This window comes from Burkholderia contaminans, from assembly GCF_029633825.1.
GTDB lineage: Bacteria > Pseudomonadota > Gammaproteobacteria > Burkholderiales > Burkholderiaceae > Burkholderia > Burkholderia contaminans.
Genome location: NZ_CP090640.1, coordinates 3,797,097 through 3,816,246, shown reverse-complemented (window position 1 = coordinate 3,816,246; position 19,150 = coordinate 3,797,097). Strand labels below are relative to the sequence as shown.

The following is a 19,150-nucleotide window of genomic DNA, read 5'->3' as shown; positions in this document are numbered from 1 at the left end:
GTTTTTGCATTGGTGCGGCGGAAATGCATGTGTGATGAGAAAAGAGTGCTCCATTCATCACATCCCAACGGCACGCACGTCAGATCAATCAGCCGCCAACCTGCAGTCAATCCTTACCCCGGAACGAAACCACGCGATTTGATACGATCGACATGCCGTCGGCGATTGCACGCGTCGACGTTCATGTTCGAAACCAGGGCTTGATGGAGAGGGCGGGAATGAATATCGGCGACGCGTCGCGCGAATCCGGAGTCAGCGCAAAGATGATCCGGTACTACGAACAGGTCGGCCTGCTGGCGCCGAGCAAGCGTACCGACGCCGGCTACCGGATCTACGGCGCAGACGAGATCCATATCCTGCGCTTCATCCGTCAGGCGCGACGCCTTGGCTTTCTCGTCGAAGACATCCGCAAGCTCCTGATGCTCTGGCAAGACCGTTCCCGCGCAAGCGCCGAAGTGAAGTCGATTGCCCTCGAGCACGTGGCCGAGCTCGACAAGCGCATCGCGGAGCTGAGCGACATGCGTGACACACTGGCGGATCTTGCTGCGCACTGTCATGGTGACGGGCGGCCCGAATGCCCGATTTTGGCGCGTCTATCCGACCCCATCGGTGAACCAAATTAGTGCGTGCGCTCGAGGCCACAATCGGGCTTCGATTCGTTTTCCATAAAAATCAATGGGTTATGATGTTTTTGTGGGTGGCCATTCCGAAAGGGAATGGTTGCCATGCAAGTATTTCATTAGCATCTTGGTGCGGCATCGCTATAATTCGGGATAACCCTATACGGGAAATCCCTGAACATCGATTCACCAGGGGTCCCCCTTCCTTGGAGAACGTCATGATCGCCTACATCGTTGAAAAGCTGAGCAACTGGTTCGAATCCGCAGAACGTGAACGCCGTGAGGCCTACCTCGCAACTTCGTCGGACATCGTCCAGCTCGAAAGCCGCATCCGCTCGCTGGAAACCAACGGCTACTCGCTGTAATCGGAGTCACCGTCAGGTGCCATGTGGCACCGAACGATAAGCAAGCCCCGTATTTGACGGGGCTTTGTTTTTTGTGCGCCGGATCTGGCGCAATCGTCAGTGCAGCGCTATGGTATGCACCTGCTTTTCATCCTGAAGGACACGATCATGCGTTTGCGTCTCGATGTGCGTCGAAGTGCCCGCGCGCGTCTCGTTCTGGGCGCGGCAGTGCTTGTCCACGGACTCGCGGCTGTTGCCGCGACGTCGTCCAAGCCGCTGATTCTCGATACGCAACGGGGTATCCAGGACGGCAAGGGCGGATTGGTACTGCAGACGGCACCGTTGTCTTCCGAGCCGATCGTCGAGCCGGCAGGGATGCGGGCTCCGGCGGGGCAGGCGCCGAACACGTCGGTTCCGCTGTTCGTCGCGCCGTATATCAATGTCCCCGCGTGGGGTGGGCAGCCGGCCAACCAGCCGAGGCTCGCGCCGAGACCACAGCCGTAACGGCCAGTCGCCCGATCAGTTTCCGCGGTGCTCGATCTGGCAGCGGGCGCCGCTATCCTGTCCGAGCTTCTCGACCAGGTAGGGCAGTGCCTCGTTCATGCTCTGGGCGAGCGTATACGGCGGATTCAGAATGAACATCCCGCTGCCGTAGAGACCCAGCCCGTCAGTCGGCGGATTCGACACCGTCAGTGTCAGGTGCAGCCAGTTGTTCGGTTGCAGGCGCTTCAACTGCTCGGGAAAGCGCTGCGATTCCGTCCGGGTTACCTGCGGGTACCAGACTGCATAGCAGCCCGTCGCGAAACGCTTCAGACACTCCGTCACGCACGCCACCGTGCGCGCGTAATCCTTCTTGTCCTCGTAGGACGGGTCGATCAGCACGAGTGCGCGTCGCGGCGGCGGCGGCAGCAGCGCCTTGATGCCTTCGAAGCCGTCGCCGGCGAAGATCATCGCGCGTCGCCCCGCATCACGGAAATTGTGGCGTAGCACGTCGATTTCCGTGGTGTGCATTTCAAACAGGCGCATGCGGTCCTGCTCGCGCATCGATCGCCATGCGATGTACGGGGAACCCGGGTAGAAGCGCAGTTCACCGTCATCGTTCAGTGCGCGAACTTCATCCACATAGTCGCCCAGCGCCTCCGGCAGGTTCTTTTCGTTCCACAGCCGGCCGATGCCGGTGTCGAATTCCGATGTCTTCGCCGCGTAGCCGTCGCGCAGCGAGTACACCCCGGCACCCGCATGCGTGTCGATATACCAGTAAGACTTGTCCTTCTTGTTCAGGTAGCGCAGCAGCTGGACGACGACGGCGTGCTTGAGCACGTCCGCGTGGTTGCCTGCGTGAAAACCGTGACGATAACTGAGCATGGCGGGCTGCCTGAAACAAAAGGTGAATCGATGAAAGCGATCGATCGTGCGCGGCCGTCAGGCCGGGCGCCGATGCAGGCCGCGTATTGTACGCGAGTGGCCGCGCATCGCCTTACTCGTACGCATCGCCGACCACCTCTTCGATGCGTTGCTTCACATCCGGCGTCAGCTTCGCGGCAACGTCGAGCGCGCGCATGTTGTCACTGATCTGCTCGATCCGCGACGCGCCCGTGATGACTGAACTCACACGCGGATTTGCGAGTACCCACGCGATCGCGAGTTGGGCCGTGTTGCAGCCGAGCTCGGCTGCAATTGCGCCGAGCCGTTCGACGATGTCGTTGGCGGCCGGATTGGTCAGGCGGTCGCGCATCCAGTCGTAACCCTGTAGCTGTGCGCGGCTGCCGGGCGGCACGCCGTTACGGTACTTGCCGGTGAGCAGGCCCGATGCCAGCGGGCTCCAGGTCGTGAGGCCGAGACCGTAGTCTTCGTAGAGCCGCGCATATTCCTGTTCGACCCGCGTACGGTGGAACAGGTTGTACTGCGGCTGCTCGACGACCGGCTTGTGCAGGTGATGCCGCTCGGCGATCTCGCACGCAGCACGGATCTCGTCGGCACTCCATTCCGACGTGCCCCAGTACAGCGCCTTGCCGCGCACGATCATGTCGCTCATCGCCCAGACCGTTTCCTCGATCGGTGTGTTCGGGTCGGGACGATGGCAATAGACGAGGTCGACATAGTCGAGTTGCAGCCGGCGCAGCGAGCCGTCGATGGCGTTCAGCAGGTATTTCCGGTTCAGCGTGTGATACTGGTTCGGCGCTTCGGCGAGCCCCCAGAAGAACTTCGTGGACACGATGTAGCTGATGCGCGGCCAGTCGAGCGCCTTGAGCGCGTGACCCATGATTTCCTCGGACTTGCCGCCGGCATAGACCTCGGCGTTGTCGAAGAAATTGACGCCTGCGTCGCGCGCCGCAGCCAGGCATTCGCGCGCGACCCGCTGGTCGACCTGGTTGCCGTACGTCACCCACGAACCGAGCGAAAGCTCGCTGATCTGCAGGCCAGAGCGGCCTAGCCGTCGATAGTGCATGCGAATCTCCTGCGTGACAGAACCGACCTTAAGCTTAGACGTTTTGCGCGCGAACGGCGGGGCCGATCGTGCACAATGACGGCTGGCCCGCAGGCACGTTCGCGCGACGGTAGCGGATGCGGTGGGCGCTTGTTTTATCGATCCGACAACGGGAGGAGACGGACATGGCAGCAGATCTGAGCGGCAAGACCGCAGTCGTCACGGGCGCCGCGAGCGGCATCGGCAAGGAAATCGCACTCGAGCTCGCGAAAGCGGGCGCGGCCGTCGCGATCGCCGACCTGAACCAGGACGGCGCGAACGCGGTCGCCGACGAGATCGTCAAGGCGGGCGGCAAGGCGATCGGCGTCGCGATGGACGTGACGAACGAGGAAGCCGTGAACAGCGGTATCGACAAGGTGGCCGAAACGTTCGGCTCGGTCGACATCCTCGTGTCGAACGCGGGCATCCAGATCGTGAACCCGATCGAGAACTATTCGTTCGCCGACTGGAAGAAGATGCAGGCGATCCACGTCGACGGCGCGTTCCTCACGACCAAGGCGGCGCTCAAGCACATGTACAAGGACGATCGCGGCGGTGTCGTGATCTACATGGGTTCGGTGCACTCGCACGAAGCGTCGCCGCTGAAGTCGGCGTACGTGACGGCCAAGCACGGCCTGCTCGGCCTGGCCCGCGTGCTGGCGAAGGAAGGCGCGAAGCACAACGTGCGCTCGCACGTCGTGTGTCCGGGCTTCGTGCGCACGCCGCTGGTCGACAAGCAGATTCCGGAGCAGGCGAAGGAACTCGGCATCAGCGAAGAGGAAGTGGTGAAGAAGGTGATGCTCGGCAATACGGTCGACGGCGTGTTCACGACCGTTCAGGACGTCGCGCAGACGGTGCTGTTCCTGTCGGCCTTCCCGAGCGCCGCGCTCACGGGCCAGTCGGTCGTCGTCAGTCACGGCTGGTTCATGCAGTGATGCGGGGGCGGGCGGTGTAGCTGCCCGCGCGCGCATGCCATAAAAAAACGCGCTCCGTGGAGCGCGTTTTCATTGCGGCAGGGCGGGGCCGATGGTGGCTGCCGCCCGTTCACTGCATTACTTCAGGACGGCTGCGACCGCATTGGCGACCGCGTCGAGGTTGCGCGTGTTCAGTGCGGCGACGCAGATCCGGCCCGTGCCGACTGCGTAGATGCCGAACTCGTCGCGCAGGCGATCGACTTGCGCCGAGGTCAGGCCCGAATACGAGAACATCCCGCGCTGCTCGTTGATGAAGCTGAAGTCGCGATCGACGCCGCTTGCCTTCAGGCGCTCGACGAGACCATTGCGCATTGCGCGGATGCGGTCGCGCATTTCACCGAGTTCCTGCACCCACGAAGCGTGCAGTTCCGGCGAAGCGAGTACTGCTGCGACCACGGCGCCGCCATGGGTCGGCGGGTTCGAGTAGTTCGTGCGGATCACGCGCTTCAGTTGCGACAGCACGCGCGTCGCTTCTTCCTTGCTCGACGTGATGATCGACAGTGCGCCGACGCGCTCGCCGTACAGCGAGAACGACTTCGAGAACGACGACGACACGAATGCGTTGAGGTCGGCTGCGGCAAACAGGCGCACCGCGGCAGCATCGGCCTCGATGTTCTCGCCGAAGCCCTGGTAGGCGATGTCGAGGAACGGCACGAGGTTGCGTGCCTTCACGACGTCGACGACCTGTTGCCATTGCGCTTCGGTCAGATCCACGCCGGTCGGGTTGTGGCAGCACGCGTGCAGCACGACGATCGTGCCTGCCGCGTAGCTGTTGAGTGCCGACAACATGCCATCGAAGTTCACGCCGTTGGTGGCGGCGTCGTAGTACGGGTATGCGACGACTTCGAAGCCGGCTGCTTCGAACAGCGCGCGGTGGTTTTCCCAGCTCGGATCGCTGATCGCGACCTTCACGTTCGGGTTCAGGGTGCGCAGGAAATCGGCGCCGATCTTCAGTGCACCCGTGCCGCCCAGTGCCTGGGCCGTGACCACGCGGCCGGCCGCGATCAGCGGCGAGTCATTGCCGAGCAGCAGCTTCTGCACGGCCGCATCGTAGGCGGCGATACCGTCGATCGGCAGGTAGCCACGCGGCAGGCCGGCCTCGACACGTGCCTTCTCCGCATCGCGAACCGCGCGCAGCAGCGGAATCTTGCCTTCTTCGTTCGTGTACACACCGACGCCGAGATTGACCTTGGTCGGACGCGCATCGGCGTTGAAGGCTTCGTTCAGGCCCAGGATCGGGTCGCGGGGAGCAAGCTGGACAGCGGAGAAGAGCGACATGATGATTCGGCAGTAGTGAAAAGAGGGTCAGGCTTTCAACGGGCGGGGCAGGCGCGGTGGATGGACCGCGCGCGGGCAGGCACGACGCCGGAAAGCGCAGCAGCCTGACATTGTAGCGAATTCACGCAGGCGGGGGCGGCGTTTCGGCGGCGAAATTCGGCCGGGAACCGTGATTTCGGGTGGCGGTCGCGCGTCAGGAGCCGGCAGCAGTTCGCGAGGCCGCGAAGCGCTAGAATGCTTTCTTTGCCCTCGCTCCGGCCGCATTCCATGTCCGAACATAAAGCCGAAACCGGCGACGCGCTCGACGAATCGAAATTCGTGACCTTCGAAGGGTCGCCGTTCCAGCTGTATCAGCCGTATCCGCCCGCAGGCGACCAGCCGACCGCGATCCAGACGCTCGTAGAAGGGGTCGAGGACGGTCTCTCGTTCCAGACGCTGCTCGGCGTGACGGGCTCGGGCAAGACCTTCACGATGGCGAACACGATCGCGCGGCTCGGCCGCCCGGCGATCGTGTTCGCGCCGAACAAGACGCTCGCCGCTCAGCTCTACTCGGAATTTCGCGAGTTCTTCCCGCGCAATGCGGTCGAGTACTTCGTCTCGTACTACGACTACTACCAGCCCGAGGCCTACGTGCCGCAGCGCGACCTGTTCATCGAGAAGGACTCGTCGATCAACGAGCACATCGAGCAGATGCGGCTGTCGGCGACGAAGAGCCTGATGGAGCGTCGCGACGTGGTGATCGTCGCGACGGTGTCGGCGATCTACGGTATCGGCAACCCGTCCGAATACCACCAGATGATCCTGACGCTGCGTGCCGGCGACAAGCTCGGCCAGCGCGACGTGATCGCGCGGCTGATCGCGATGCAGTACACGCGCAACGAGCAGGATTTCCAGCGCGGCACGTTCCGCGTGCGCGGCGACACGATCGACATTTTCCCGGCCGAACACGCGGAGCTGGCCGTGCGCGTCGAACTGTTCGACGACGAGGTCGAGACGCTGCAGCTGTTCGACCCGCTGACGGGCCGCGTGCGGCAGAAGATCCCGCGCTTTACCGTGTATCCGTCGTCGCACTACGTGACGCCGCGCGACACCGTGATGCGCGCGGTCGAGACGATCAAGGACGAACTGCGCGAGCGGCTCGAGTTCTTTCACAGAGACGGCAAGCTCGTCGAGGCCCAGCGCCTCGAGCAGCGCACGCGCTTCGATCTCGAGATGCTTCAGGAGCTCGGCTTCTGCAAGGGCATCGAGAATTACTCGCGGCATTTCTCGGGCGCGGCGCCCGGCGACCCGCCGCCGACCCTCGTCGACTACCTGCCGCCCGATGCGCTGATGCTGCTCGACGAATCGCACGTGCTGATCGGCCAGCTGAACGGCATGTACAACGGCGACCGCGCGCGCAAGGAAAACCTCGTCAACTACGGGTTTCGGCTGCCTTCGGCACTGGACAACCGGCCGCTCAAGTTCCCCGAGTTCGAACGCAAGATGCGCCAGGTCGTGTTCGTGTCGGCCACGCCGGCCGACTACGAGAAGAGCGTGACCGGGCAGATCGCCGAACAGGTCGTGCGGCCGACGGGCCTTGTCGATCCGGAAATCGAAGTACGGCCGGCGAGCTCGCAGGTCGACGACGTGCTGGCCGAGATCAACGCGCGCGTGAAGGCCGAGGAGCGCGTGCTGATCACCGTGCTGACGAAGCGCATGGCCGAGCAGCTCACCGAGTTTCTCGCCGATCACGGGGTCAAGGTGCGTTACCTGCACAGCGACATCGACACGGTCGAGCGCGTCGAGATCATCCGCGACCTGCGGCTCGGCACGTTCGACGTGCTGGTCGGGATCAACCTGTTGCGGGAAGGGCTCGACATTCCCGAGGTGTCGCTCGTCGCGATCCTCGACGCGGACAAGGAAGGCTTCCTGCGGGCCGAGCGCTCGCTGATCCAGACGATCGGTCGCGCGGCGCGGAACGTGAACGGCAAGGCGATCCTCTACGCGGACAACATGACCGAGTCGATGAAGCGCGCGATCGGCGAGACCGAGCGGCGCCGTGCGAAGCAGATCGCGCACAACGAAAAGATGGGCATCACGCCGCGCGGGGTCGTGAAGCGCATCAAGGACATCATCGACGGCGTCTACAACGCGGACGAGGCACGCGCCGAGCTGAAGGAAGCGCAGCAGCGCGCGAAATTCGAGGACATGTCGGAAAAGCAGCTCGCCAAGGAAATCAAGCGCCTCGAGAAGCAGATGGCCGACTACGCGAAGAACCTCGAGTTCGAGAAGGCCGCCGCGACCCGCGACCAACTTGCGCTGCTGCGTGAGCGCGTGTTCGGCGCGAACGTCGGCGATCACGTCAACGGCGGCCGGTAAACCTTTCCAAGCGTCACCGAAATCATTCGGTAAAGAGCCTGTAAGCCTTGTCGGATCAGGGGTTTACACGGCTCCCCGTTTGTTCCGAAACAGGTTCGGTGCTAAACTCCGCAATTATTGAGAATTGTTCGCATTAACGTTATTCGTTGCGTTAGTGTTTTCAGTGGGGCGGCCTGGCGGTCGGTCCACATGGTTCCAGATCAAATAACAAGGAGTGTCCATGTTGGGTTCTTCGTTCATCCGCACGACGGTTGCGGTAGCGGCGGCGCTTGCCGCGATGTCGGCCTCGGCTGCCGAATATCCGATCGGCAAGCAGCAGATCCAGGGCGGCATGGAAATCGGCGCCGTGTACCTGCAGCCGATCACGATGGACCCGGAAGGAATGATGCGCAAGGCGTCGGATTCCGACATCCACCTCGAGGCAGACATCCACGCGGTCAAGAACAACCCGACGGGTTTCGCGGAAGGCGACTGGATGCCGTACCTGCAGGTCACGTACAAGCTGACGAAGCAGGGCGACGCGAAGTGGAAGGCTGAAGGCGACCTGATGGGCATGGTCGCGAGCGACGGCCCGCACTACGGCGACAACGTGAAGCTGAACGGCCCGGGCAAGTACCACCTGACGATGGTCGTCAAGCCGCCGATGCAGACGGGCCACATGGCGTTCGGCCGTCACATCGACAAGGAAACGGGCGTGGGCGCGTGGTTCAAGCCCATTACCCTCGAATACGACTTCCCGTTCGCCGGTATCGGCAAGAAGGGCGGTTACTGATCGGTGGCATGACGGGCGGCGCGCTTCGGCGCGCCGTCGGCGTAGAGAATCCAGAATGAAAATTCCCCAGAAAGTCTTGGCCGCAGCCGCTGCGCTGTGGCTTGCCGGCGCAGCGTATGCCGCCGATCTGCTGACGTTCAAGCTCGAAATGACGGACGGCAAGCTGAATCCCGCCCGCATCGAAGTGCCGGCCGGCCAGCGTTTCAAGATCGAGATCAAGAACACCGGCAAGGGCGCCGCTGAATTCGAGAGCGTGCAACTGCGCAAGGAGAAGGTGCTCGCGCCGGGCGCCGATTCGTTCGTGGTCGTCGCACCGTTGTCGCCGGGTGAATACAAGTTTTTCGACGATTTCCACCAGCAGGCGCAGGGCGTGATCGTCGCGAAGTAATGCGTTTTATCTGCGCGCGGGCGCACCTGCCCGGTGTACCGCGCGTCAGGAGGTATCGATGGGTCAGATCTTGTTCATCGTCTGGCGGGAGAGCGTCGAAGCGCTGCTCGTCGTCGGCATTCTCTATGCATGGCTGAAAAACGGCGACGACGACGCGCGCCGCGGCCTGCCTTTTCTGTGGGCCGGCGTCGGCGTCGGCTTGCTGATGGCCGTCGGCCTCGGTGCCGCACTGGTGGGTTTCACCGAAGTGCTGTCCGGCGACGCGCAGGACTACTTCCAGACCGCCATGGTGCTGATCGCGTGCGTGCTGATCGTGCAGATGGTGCTGTGGATGCGCCGGCACGGCCGCACACTGAAGCGCGACATGGAGCAATCGCTACAGCAGAGCACGCGCGATTCGAACTGGTGGGGCGTCGCGGTGCTGGTCGCGCTCGCGATCGCACGCGAAGGCAGCGAGACGGTGATCTTCCTGTACGGTCTCGGTTTCGGCCAGTCGGGTCACGTCGACGGCAGCCAGATGCTCGCGGTCGTGATCGGTCTCGGCCTCGCGTTCCTCACGTTCTATCTGCTTCAGCTCGGCGGCAAGTACTTCTCGTGGCGGCATTTCTTCCGCGTCACCGAAGTGATGCTGCTGTTCCTCGGCGCAGGCCTGTTCCAGACCGGCGTCGACAAGCTGATCGACAAGGAAATCCTGCCGCTCGGCATTTCGCAGGTGTGGGACACGTCGGCGATCCTCGATGATTCGGGCACGTTCGGTTCGCTCGTCGCCACGCTTACCGGCTATCGTGCCCACCCGGCGTTGACCAACCTGGTTGCGTATGCGGTGTACTGGGCGGTGGTCTGGCTGCTGATGAAGCGCGCGAGCCGTCGTCCGGCGGTCGCGGCAGGTCGCGCGGCATGAGCGTTGTCGCCGCAGCCAAGCAGGGCTGGCTCGCGCAGGCCGGTCAATGGATGCAGCGCCATGGCGCGCTGATCCGCGGCATCCAGTGGGCCGTCGTCGCCGTCTATGCGTTCCTGATCATCGTGCCGGCGGTGTTGCCGCTGCCGGACGACTCCGCGCACCTGTGGAACAACCTCACGCTGATCGCGCAATTCACGTTCTGGGGCATCTGGTGGCCGTTCGTGCTGCTGTCGATGGTGATGCTCGGCCGTGTCTGGTGCGGCGTGCTGTGCCCGGAAGGTGCGCTTACCGAATTCGCGAGCAAGTTCGGCCGCGGCGGCCCGATTCCGCGCTGGATGCGGTGGGGCGGCTGGCCGTTCGTCGCGTTCGGGCTCACGACGATCTACGGGCAGATGGTGAGCGTGTACCAGTACCCGCTCGCGGTGCTGTTCGTGCTCGGCGGCTCGACCGTCGGTGCGATCGTGATCGGCTTGCTGTATGGCCGCGAGAAGCGCGTGTGGTGCAAGTACCTGTGCCCGGTCAACGGTGTGTTCGGGCTGCTCGCGCGGCTCGCGCCGATGCGCTACAAGGTCGACGAGGATGCATGGCGCCGGTCGTACAAGAACGGCGAGCACGGCCATCGCGTGATTCCGATCAACTGCGCGCCGCTCGTGCCGTTGCGCAACATGAAGGGCGCGGCGGACTGCCACATGTGCGGCCGCTGCAGCGGGCACCGGGATGCGATCTCGCTGTCGTTGCGCTCGCCGTCCGACGAAGTCGTGAACCTCGGCGCGCAGCAGGCGAACCCGTGGGACACCGCGCTGATCCTGTACGGCCTGCTCGGCGTCGCGATCGGTGCGTTCCACTGGACCGTCAGCCCGTGGTTCGTGCAGATCAAGCAATGGCTCGCGGGCTGGCTGATCGACCATGACATCACGTGGCCGCTCGAGACGAATGCGCCGTGGTTCCTGCTCACGCACTATCCGGATCGCAACGACGTGTTCTCGTGGCTCGACGGCGGGCTGGTCATCAGCTACATCGTCGGCACGGGGCTCGTGTACGGCACGGCGCTGCTGGTGCTGCTGGCCGGCGCGACGCTGATGCTCGGCCGCTTCGATCGCGTGCGGCTGCATCATCTTGCGCAGGCGTTGATTCCGATTGCAGGCGCGGGTGTGTTCCTTGGCCTGTCGGCCACGACACTGTCGCTGCTGCGTGCCGAGCATGTGCCGCTCGGCTGGGCGACCGATGTGCGCATCGCGATCCTCGTCGGCGCCAACGCATGGAGTGCGTGGCTCGCGTGGAAAGTGACGGGGCGCTATGCGGGCTGGCCGCGCCGGCTTGCGGCATTCGCGTGGTTCGCCGCCGGGCTTGCCGTCATCGACAGCGCATGGTGGTTGATGTTCTGGGGTTTCTGAAGCGGATCGCGTGCCGCTTCGGCGGTCACGCATCGACGCGGTAGCGAACCTGGGCGGCATGCTTCGCGCATGGGTCGCCCAAACAAAAAAGCGACACGTCCTTCGACGTGTCGCTTTTTTTCTTCCTTGTGCGAGAACCAAAAAAGTGGCTTGGCTTGCTGCAACGGCTGCTTGAGTGTGTTTGCACGAAGGGGTCTAGATCTCGCGTGCAAGCCGTTACGCTGGCTACTGCCCAACACCTCTCAGGGAGGTGGTCCCCACAATACTCTGTGTTACTTCGTCAGGATCAGTTTGCCGAGCCGTGTGGCGCGCAACTGATAGGTCTCTCCGTTATGCGCGATGCTGACGTGGCTTTGGCCTTGCAGCAGCGCATCGCTGCTGACGACCCGCGTGCCTGCTTCGCGGTTGCCGGCAGGCTTCGCCGGCGTGGTGACCGCTGCCGTCTTCTGACGGCTGCTGCCCGCGGTGCCGGTCGTGCGGCGCAAGGTCAGCGTGGTCGGGGTCGGGCGCATGGTGTCGGTCATTCGGTTGATCGGTGACTGTCGATACGATGGAATGAATTCTAAATGATAACTATTCCCATTTACAAAAACTCTTTATCGATCGAAATGGCGAACCCGATAGCTTGATTCAAAGGGCGGCCCCGCAGGCCGCCACCGGGTTCAGTGCAGCGGATCGGGGTCCTTGCGGCCCTGCGCGTACTCGCGAATCAGGCGGACCGTGTCGATATCCGACGTGCGGTACGCTTCCTTGACGATCCCGTGTGTCTGCCGCGCGTCTTCGCTGTCGTCAGTGACGACCAGCGTCGTGCGGTATTCGAAACGCAGGAACAGCTCGTGGTCGTCGCGTTCCTCGATCGTCATCGTCAGCGAGCCGCCGATCTCGCCATCGGCGGCGAGGATGTCGTAGCGAACCTGCTGGTTCGGCGTGAACGTGACGTGGTCGCGCACGGTCGCGTGACCGTAGTGCAGCTCACGTTCGAGCGTCGTGTCCGTCCGTTCGTGGACGACACAGCTGTCGAGACCGAGCACGAACAGTTGCGGCTGCTCAGCGCGCAACACGAGACCTTCCCAGAGCTGGTCGCGGGTGAGGGTCGGCACGGCCGGATCGTCGGAATTGATCTGGATCAGATGTTCGAAGTTCAAGGGGACGGGTTCCTTCTGGTGGCGGGCGGCCACGTGGTTCAAGAAAGTCATTGTGACGCAAAACGGGCGGTTTCGCGGCACGTGCGCGCCCGTCCGTGTGTCATGCCTCGATGCGCCCCATGCGACCCGTTTGGTAGTCGACGACTGCCTGCCGGATCTCTTCCTCGGTGTTCATCACGAACGGGCCGTAGCGGACGATCGGCTCGTTGAGCGGCACGCCGCCGATCAGCAACAGGTCGAGCGACATGTCGCCGGCAGCGAACGTGACCGTGTCGCCGTCATCGCAGTACACGACCATGTGCCGTGCGTCGACCGCCTGCCTGGCGGGCCCGTAGAGGCCCGTTCCGTCGATCGGATAGGCGAACACGCGATAGCCTGCCGGGACGGTTTGCGTGACCGTGGCGCCCGGCTGCAGCGTGAAATGCTGATAGAGGATCGGTGTACGTGTCTCGATCGCGGCGCGGACGCCGAACGCTTCGCCTGCGATCACGCGCACCCGCGCGCGGCCGTCAGGCGAGGTGGCGGTCGGGATGCGGTCGGCGGGGATCTCCTGGTAGCGCGGCGCGATCAGCTTGTCGCGGCGCGGCAGGTTGACCCACAGCTGGAAACCGTGGGAGCGACCGCCCGCCTGCGCGAATTCCGGATCCGGCATCTCGCTGTGCACGACGCCGGCGCCCGCCGTCATCCATTGCACGTCGCCCGGGCCGAGCGTGCCGGTATGGCCGGACGAGTCGCGATGGCGGAAGCGCCCGTCGAGCGCGTAGGTCACGGTCTCGAAGCCGCGATGCGGATGGTCGGGGGCGCCCTTGGCTTCGCCGGGCGCGTAGTCGACGGGGCCCATTTCGTCGAGCAGCAGGAACGGATCGAAATCCATCAGCAGCCGGGTCGGGAACGGACGATGAACCACGAAGCCGCCGCCTTCGGTCGTGCGAAGCGCGGGGTAGGTGCGGTCAAGCGAGCGAGCGGTCGTCATGCGGATACCCTCGAAATGATCGGAATAGCGTTATTTTTGAAACATAGCGCTATTATATTGGGCGTTTTACCGTTCGATTCGCGACGGTTCGCAATGGATTGTTCTGAAAATGGAACGATGAGATGAATATCGATGCACATAACCTGAACGACCTCATGTACTTTTCGCAGGTCGTCGAACATGGCGGTTTCTCGGCCGCGGAGCGCGTGCTGGGCATCTCGAAATCGCGCCTGTCGCGGCGCCTGACCGAACTCGAGGCGGCGCTCGGCGTGCGCCTGCTGCAGCGCTCCACACGCAAGCTCGCGCTGACCGAGGCGGGGGAGCTGTTCTACCAGCATTGCCAGGCGATGCTGGCGGAAGCGCAGGCGGCGATGAATGCGGTGCAGCAGTTGCGCTCATCGCCACGCGGCTCGGTGCGCGTCAGCGTGCCCGTGACGCTGTCGCAGACGATGCTGTCGCGCATCCTGCCCGAATTCCTGCGTCGCTATCCCGAGGTGAAGGTGCACGTGCGCGTGACGAATCGCGTGATCGACCTCTTCGAGGATTCGATCGACGTCGCGCTGCGCGTGCGCTCGGAGCCGCCGCAGAACGCGAACATCGTCGTGCGGCCGCTGTGGCGCACCGAGCAGATGCTGGTCGGCGCGCCGAGCCTGCTGAGCCAGAATGCGCCGCCGCTGGTACCGGACGACCTGAGCGGCTTCGAGACGCTCGATACGCCGAGCGTCGATGGGCGGCACGTGTTCAACCTGATCGCGCCGGACGGAACGCGTCACATACACGAACACGACCCGCGGCTCGTGACGGCCGACCTGATGACGATCCGTGAAGCCGTGCTCGATGGCCTCGGCATCGCGGCACTGCCGGAGATGATGTACGGCAACGCGCTGCGCGCGGGGCAACTGTCGCCGGTGATGCCGGGCTGGACGTTGCCGGTGCCGCAACTGTATGCGGTGTTCGTGTCGCGGCAGGGGATGCCGCCCGCGGTGCGTGCGTTCGTCGACTACCTGGTCGAGAAGCTCGATCACGGTGCCTACAAGGATCCGGGGTGCCCGGAACGCGCGAAGAAGGAAGCGGCGGCCGATGTTTCGGCGACCTGAACACGACGCGCACGGCGACGCAAATTTGTTTTGTCATTGAAGCGTCGCCTGCAATCGCAAGTTTCAATCGCCGGAACCTTGAATGCGCGTGCGCGCAGGCCTATATTGAAATCCCATTTCGTGAAGGAAGTTCTGAGCGAAATCAGGTGGCCGCATATATTGTGAGCCAGATAGGGCAGAACGCGCAGTCCGTGCAGACCACGGCAGAGTCGCATTTGCGTTGCTCGAGGCGCAACCGATACCGCCAAAGAGCCCGCCGCCCGAAGGCGCCCGCGTGCGCATGAAAAAAGGCCTTCATCTGGCGATGAAGGCCTTTTACTTTGGGTGCGGCCGGCTAGGTGCGGCCGGCTAGGTGCGGCCGGCCAGGCACTGGTGGCGATGCGTTACCGCAAGACGTGCGCGCGTTACTTCGCTTTCGCGCCCGGCTCCGTGACGAAGCCGAGCTTCGTCAGGCCGCCTGCCTGCGCATCCGACATCACTTCCGCGACGTGTTCGTACGCGACCTTGCGGTCGGCACGCAGGTGCAACTCCGGTTGCGGCGTGCGTTTTGCCGCTTCCGCGATGCGTTCCTGCAATTGTGCGCGCGTGACCGTGTGGTCGTCCCACAGGATCGTGCCGTCACCCTGGATCGCGACGTCGACCGTCTGCGGCTTTTCGTCGACGGGCTGGCTGCTGGCGTGCGGCAGGTCGATCTTCACCGCATGCTGCATCGCCGGAATCGTCACGAGGAAAATGATCAGGAGTACGAGCATGACGTCGACGAGTGGCGTCATGTTGATCTCGCTCATCACTGCATCGTCGTCATCGTCGCTGAAGCCGGTGTTCATTGCCATGGTTCACCCCGCCTCAGCTGGCGCGCGTCGCGAGACGCAGGCCGTCGCGCGTCGACGACGAGGCAAGGCTCGCGCCCGTCACGAAGTACGCATGCAGACCGTGCGCGAAGCGGCGCAGCTTGCTGACGACACCCTTGTTCGCGCGGGTGAGTGCGTTGTAGCCGAGCACGGCCGGAATCGCGACGAACAGGCCGAAGGCGGTCATGATCAGCGATTCGCCGACCGGGCCCGCGACCTGGTCGATCGACGTCTGGCCGGATGCGCCGATCGCGAGCAGTGCGTGGTAGATGCCCCAGACCGTGCCGAACAGGCCGACGAACGGTGCCGTGCTGCCAACCGACGCGAGGATCGCGAGACCGCTCTGCATGCGCGAGATGCCTTCGTCCATCGTGTCCTTCAGGCAGCGCGTGACCCAGTCCGACACGTCCATGCGGTCGTGCAGGTGCGGTTGCGTCTGGTGGTGGTGATCGGCCGCTTCCTTGCCCGACAGCGCGAGCGCGAGGAACGGGTTGTCGTTCGGCGTCGATGCGGCGAGGCCGAGCTTCTTGATGCCGTCGTCGAAGTTGTCCGAATGCCAGAAGGCCTGTTCTGCGTTCTTCGTCAGGCGGTTCAGGCGGATCACGTTCCAGCCCTTGATGACGATCACGATCCACGACAGGACCGACATCACGAGCAGCGTGATCGCGATGGCGCGCGTGACGAAATCACCTTGCGCCCAGACGTGCGCGATACCGTAGCTTTGCATTTTCTTGTTTCCTTTGAATCTACCGAATATGACGGGTTAATCGTCAAGCGTGAAGTTGAAGGGCAGCGTATGGGCGGCACGGATCGCCTGGCCGTTCTCGATATACGGCGGACAGGTGCTGGCGCGCGTCGCCTCGAGCGCGGCTTCGTCGAGACGCGGGTAGCCGCTGCTCTTCTGCAACTGGACGCTTTCGATCTTGCCGGTCACGCCGATGATGAAGTGAACATAGGCCGTGCCCGTTTCGCCGCGACGGCTCGACATCGACGGATAAGTCGGCTTGACGAAATTGCAGCTGAGCGCCGACACGTTCTTCGGCGCGCTGACCTGCATCGTCTCGCGCGCCGGGCCGGGTGCCGCAGCCGGTGCAGCTGGCGCCGGCGCGGCGGGAGCCGGTGTTGGATCGGCCGCTGCCGGCGCGGGCGTCGGCGACGGTGCCTGCGAGACGGGCTGAGGCGCCGGGACCGCTTTCTGCACCGGCTTCGGCTCGACCTTCGGCTTCACGCGCGGCGTGGGCTTGGGCGGTGCAGGCTGCTGCGCGGCCGACTGGACCGCGACCGGCTGGGCGGGAGGTGCAGGCGCAATGAGCTGCGCGGTGATCGACTGAACCTCGATCTCCTTCGGCGGCGGCGGCGCGTTGCGATGGAGCCAGGCGGCCGTCAGCATGATCGCATGTGCGGCAAGCACACCGACCGCGACGACGATCACTCGGGGATTCATACGTGATGCAGCCGGCACGGCGCCGGCAGGAGCGAGATGCGAAGCCTGCATGTTAGCTTGAAAGAACGATGTCGCACCCGGGGCGCGGCGGGTGAATCGGCATCACTTGCGGAAGATCAGCAGCGAGATGCAAACGGTGGTCACAAATCCGATCAGCAATTCCATGACAGGCTCCTTGGCAGGTAAGCCGCTGGCTCGCGCAGACGGTGGCTTGCTGACGGTCAAAACAAAAAATGCGGCCGGGGCCGCATGCGCACACTCGGCGCCGGTCAGGCGGCCTTGCGTTCGTAGAACGTGACCGGGATCGGGTGAGCATGATGCTCGACACCGCACCGGCTCGCGCAGACGCCCTGTTCGGCCATGAGGTCGCGTACGGACTCCTCGCACTTGCCGCAGCACGTGGCCACGCCAAGCTCGAACTGGAGTTCATCGAAAGAGTTCACGCCCTCTGCGAGGGACGCGCGAATCTTGCGATCGGAAACAGACTTGCACACGCAGACGATCATGGTGAGTTGCGATAGCTAACGTTAATGCGAATTATTATCATTAAATTTGCGGGAGTTGACAAGCCTGGGTCGGGCTTTTTTTAAGGTCATCGGACCCTTGAAACGGCGGGGGAGGTGCGGCGGCACGCGGAACAGGGCGTGCCGGCCGGTGTCAGGCGGTCGCGCAGGCGCGCGCGTTGGGCGAGGAAATGGTGACGGATTCGACCGGTGCGGCGAGGCCGAGCAGCGTCGACGCGAGTACCTGCAGCTGGCGGCCGTCGCTGGTCGAGCAGAAGCGGGGCGGTGCCGCGCGCGTGCCGGCCGGTGCGCGCAGGTTGCGTTCGTCGAGCACCCGCACGAGCTGGCGCGCGATCGCGTCGCTGGTGTCGACGAGCGTCATGCGGTCGCCCACAAGGTCACGAATCGTTTCCGCGAAGAACGGGTAATGCGTGCAGCCGAGGACCAGCGTATCGGCGCCGTCGTCGAGCATCGGTTGCAGGTAGCTGTCGAGCAACGCGCGCAACGCGGGCGAATTCGTATCACCGCGCTCGATGGCTTCGACGAGCCCGTGGCCGGGCTGGCAGATGAAGCGGCGGCCGGCGCCGTAGCGGTCGAGCAGCGCCTGGAAGCGCGGGCTGTTCAGCGTCGACTGCGTGGCGAGGACGCCGGCGACGCCGCTCGCGGACAGGGCGGCGGCCGGCTTGATGCCCGGCTCGACGCCGACGAGCGGTATCGACAGGTGCTCGCGGACCGTGGCGATCGCGCGCGCGGTCGCGGTGTTGCAGGCGATGACGAGCGCTTTCGCCCCTTCGCGGGCCAGCCACTCGCCAATTGCCAGCGTGCGTTCCGTAATGAACGCCTCATCGCGCGGGCCGTACGGCGCATGGTGCGAATCGGCGACGTAGATGAACGATTCGTCGGGCAACTGCGCGCGCACGGCGCGCAGCACCGACAGTCCGCCCAGCCCCGAATCGAAGATGCCGATGGGCGCGACGGCCGTGGGCGTCGCAGGAATGACGGAAGGTGTCGACATGAACGGGCTGGACGCGGTAACGGGAAGCGTGGAGCGAGTTTACTCCGGCGTGCCCATCATCGTTTGCTGGTAGTTCTGCAGGCCGACCTTGCCGATCAGGTCGATCTGCGTTTCCAGCCAGTCGATGTGCTCTTCGGTGTCGTCGAGGATCTTTTCGAAGATCTCGCGCGACACGTAGTCGCGAACCGATTCGCAGTAGGCGATCGCTTCCTTGCAGGTGGACTGCGAGATCTGTTCGAGCTTCAGGTCGCACTTCAGGATCTCTTCGGTTTCCTCGCCGACGAGCAGCTTGTGCAGATCCTGCAGGTTCGGCAGGCCGTCGAGCATGAAGACGCGCTCGATCAGCCAGTCGGCATGCTTCATTTCGCCGATCGACTCGTCGTACTCGTGCTTGCCGAGCTTCTCGAGGCCCCAGTGCTTGTACATGCGCGCATGCAGGAAGTACTGGTTGATCGCCGTGAGTTCATTCTTCAACTGGGCGTTCAGGTATTCGATGACTTTCTTGTCGCCTTGCATGGCTTGTTCCTTGTTCAGTGGGGCTTCAGAAACCGAACGATAATCGCTCGAACGAGAAAAGCCAAGCCTCAAAGCCTTGCCGGGCCTGGCTTTTGCGTGTAATGAGAATC

The 19,150-nt window shown here is 63.8% G+C and carries 22 protein-coding genes; 10 read left to right on the top strand and 12 right to left on the bottom strand.

All coding sequences use genetic code 11. From position 1 onward, the window contains the following. Positions 1–218 precede the first annotated feature (218 nt). The 3 genes from cueR to LXE91_RS17755 all read left to right on the top strand — a co-directional run bounded on the left by cueR (position 219) and on the right by LXE91_RS17755 (position 1,468). On the top strand, positions 219–623 hold the full coding sequence (cueR, locus tag LXE91_RS17765; protein ID WP_039339191.1) for a Cu(I)-responsive transcriptional regulator: 405 nt from the start codon (positions 219–221) through the stop codon (positions 621–623). A 215-nt stretch (positions 624–838) separates the two neighbouring features. Next, positions 839–985 carry a DUF3563 family protein gene (locus LXE91_RS17760; RefSeq protein WP_006478295.1) on the top strand — a complete coding sequence of 49 codons (147 nt, stop codon included), beginning with the start codon at positions 839–841 and terminating at the stop codon, positions 983–985. Positions 986–1,099: 114 nt separating this feature from the next. Continuing rightward, positions 1,100–1,468 (top strand): hypothetical protein, encoded by a 369-nt coding sequence (locus LXE91_RS17755; RefSeq protein ID WP_172625594.1) that lies wholly within the window; start codon positions 1,100–1,102, stop codon positions 1,466–1,468. Between the two features lie 15 nt (positions 1,469–1,483). On the opposite strand, the gene LXE91_RS17750 is transcribed toward LXE91_RS17755, so the two are convergent. Together LXE91_RS17750 and LXE91_RS17745 are read right to left on the bottom strand one after the other, a co-directional pair. Further along, positions 1,484–2,329: a 23S rRNA (adenine(2030)-N(6))-methyltransferase RlmJ gene (locus LXE91_RS17750; protein ID WP_039339194.1), complete on the bottom strand. Its 846-nt coding sequence runs from the start codon at positions 2,327–2,329 to the stop codon at positions 1,484–1,486. 112 nt (positions 2,330–2,441) lie between these two features. Then, positions 2,442–3,413, bottom strand: a complete 972-nt coding sequence (locus LXE91_RS17745; RefSeq protein WP_039339196.1) for a potassium channel beta subunit family protein — start codon at positions 3,411–3,413, stop codon at positions 2,442–2,444. Between the two features lie 164 nt (positions 3,414–3,577). Between LXE91_RS17745 and LXE91_RS17740 the strand changes: the two genes are divergently transcribed. Then, the gene (locus LXE91_RS17740; RefSeq protein ID WP_046543566.1) at positions 3,578–4,366 is read left to right on the top strand and encodes a 3-hydroxybutyrate dehydrogenase; all 789 of its coding nucleotides are present in this window, start codon (positions 3,578–3,580) and stop codon (positions 4,364–4,366) included. Between the two features lie 117 nt (positions 4,367–4,483). Here the strand turns inward: LXE91_RS17740 and LXE91_RS17735 are convergent, their stop codons facing one another. Further along, the gene (locus LXE91_RS17735) at positions 4,484–5,683 is read right to left on the bottom strand and encodes an amino acid aminotransferase (protein ID WP_039370061.1); all 1,200 of its coding nucleotides are present in this window, start codon (positions 5,681–5,683) and stop codon (positions 4,484–4,486) included. Between the two features lie 267 nt (positions 5,684–5,950). Here LXE91_RS17735 and uvrB point away from each other — a divergent pair, with 267 nt between their 5' ends. From uvrB to LXE91_RS17710, 5 genes are all read left to right on the top strand, one after another. Further along, positions 5,951–8,041: an excinuclease ABC subunit UvrB gene (uvrB, locus tag LXE91_RS17730; protein WP_039370063.1), complete on the top strand. Its 2,091-nt coding sequence runs from the start codon at positions 5,951–5,953 to the stop codon at positions 8,039–8,041. Between the two features lie 220 nt (positions 8,042–8,261). Beyond that, on the top strand, positions 8,262–8,813 hold the full coding sequence (locus tag LXE91_RS17725) for an iron transporter (protein WP_039370067.1): 552 nt from the start codon (positions 8,262–8,264) through the stop codon (positions 8,811–8,813). A 55-nt stretch (positions 8,814–8,868) separates the two neighbouring features. Further along, complete coding sequence (locus LXE91_RS17720) at positions 8,869–9,201, top strand: cupredoxin domain-containing protein (RefSeq protein ID WP_039370070.1); 333 nt, start codon at positions 8,869–8,871, stop codon at positions 9,199–9,201. 58 nt (positions 9,202–9,259) lie between these two features. After that, a complete protein-coding gene (locus LXE91_RS17715; RefSeq protein ID WP_027784952.1) occupies positions 9,260–10,102 on the top strand; it encodes an FTR1 family iron permease in 843 nt (280 codons plus the stop codon). Next, positions 10,099–11,496 (top strand): 4Fe-4S binding protein, encoded by a 1,398-nt coding sequence (locus LXE91_RS17710; RefSeq protein WP_039370073.1) that lies wholly within the window; start codon positions 10,099–10,101, stop codon positions 11,494–11,496. Before LXE91_RS17715 ends, LXE91_RS17710 begins: the two co-directional genes overlap by 4 nt. A 272-nt stretch (positions 11,497–11,768) precedes the next feature. On the opposite strand, the gene hemP is transcribed toward LXE91_RS17710, so the two are convergent. The 3 genes from hemP to LXE91_RS17695 all read right to left on the bottom strand — a co-directional run bounded on the left by hemP (position 11,769) and on the right by LXE91_RS17695 (position 13,614). Then, positions 11,769–12,020 (bottom strand): hemin uptake protein HemP, encoded by a 252-nt coding sequence (hemP, locus tag LXE91_RS17705; RefSeq protein WP_039370075.1) that lies wholly within the window; start codon positions 12,018–12,020, stop codon positions 11,769–11,771. 138 nt (positions 12,021–12,158) lie between these two features. Continuing rightward, on the bottom strand, positions 12,159–12,641 hold the full coding sequence (locus LXE91_RS17700; RefSeq protein WP_039370078.1) for an SRPBCC family protein: 483 nt from the start codon (positions 12,639–12,641) through the stop codon (positions 12,159–12,161). Between the two features lie 100 nt (positions 12,642–12,741). Beyond that, positions 12,742–13,614 (bottom strand): pirin family protein, encoded by an 873-nt coding sequence (locus LXE91_RS17695; RefSeq protein WP_039370081.1) that lies wholly within the window; start codon positions 13,612–13,614, stop codon positions 12,742–12,744. 122 nt (positions 13,615–13,736) lie between these two features. Here LXE91_RS17695 and LXE91_RS17690 point away from each other — a divergent pair, with 122 nt between their 5' ends. Next, positions 13,737–14,711 (top strand): LysR family transcriptional regulator, encoded by a 975-nt coding sequence (locus tag LXE91_RS17690; RefSeq protein WP_039370083.1) that lies wholly within the window; start codon positions 13,737–13,739, stop codon positions 14,709–14,711. Positions 14,712–15,115: 404 nt separating this feature from the next. Here the strand turns inward: LXE91_RS17690 and LXE91_RS17685 are convergent, their stop codons facing one another. The 6 genes from LXE91_RS17685 to bfr all read right to left on the bottom strand — a co-directional run bounded on the left by LXE91_RS17685 (position 15,116) and on the right by bfr (position 19,040). Next, the gene (locus LXE91_RS17685; protein ID WP_039370086.1) at positions 15,116–15,544 is read right to left on the bottom strand and encodes an ExbD/TolR family protein; all 429 of its coding nucleotides are present in this window, start codon (positions 15,542–15,544) and stop codon (positions 15,116–15,118) included. A 13-nt stretch (positions 15,545–15,557) separates the two neighbouring features. Beyond that, the gene (locus LXE91_RS17680) at positions 15,558–16,289 is read right to left on the bottom strand and encodes a MotA/TolQ/ExbB proton channel family protein (protein ID WP_027786895.1); all 732 of its coding nucleotides are present in this window, start codon (positions 16,287–16,289) and stop codon (positions 15,558–15,560) included. 36 nt (positions 16,290–16,325) lie between these two features. Then, positions 16,326–17,057: an energy transducer TonB gene (locus LXE91_RS17675; RefSeq protein ID WP_039370089.1), complete on the bottom strand. Its 732-nt coding sequence runs from the start codon at positions 17,055–17,057 to the stop codon at positions 16,326–16,328. Between the two features lie 218 nt (positions 17,058–17,275). Next, the gene (locus LXE91_RS17670) at positions 17,276–17,512 is read right to left on the bottom strand and encodes a (2Fe-2S)-binding protein (protein ID WP_039370093.1); all 237 of its coding nucleotides are present in this window, start codon (positions 17,510–17,512) and stop codon (positions 17,276–17,278) included. A 151-nt stretch (positions 17,513–17,663) separates the two neighbouring features. After that, positions 17,664–18,524, bottom strand: coding sequence for a glutamate racemase (murI, locus tag LXE91_RS17665; RefSeq protein ID WP_039370098.1), 861 nt, complete (start codon positions 18,522–18,524; stop codon positions 17,664–17,666). Positions 18,525–18,563: 39 nt separating this feature from the next. Further along, a complete protein-coding gene (gene bfr / locus LXE91_RS17660; RefSeq protein WP_039370101.1) occupies positions 18,564–19,040 on the bottom strand; it encodes a bacterioferritin in 477 nt (158 codons plus the stop codon). Positions 19,041–19,150: the final 110 nt, after the last annotated feature.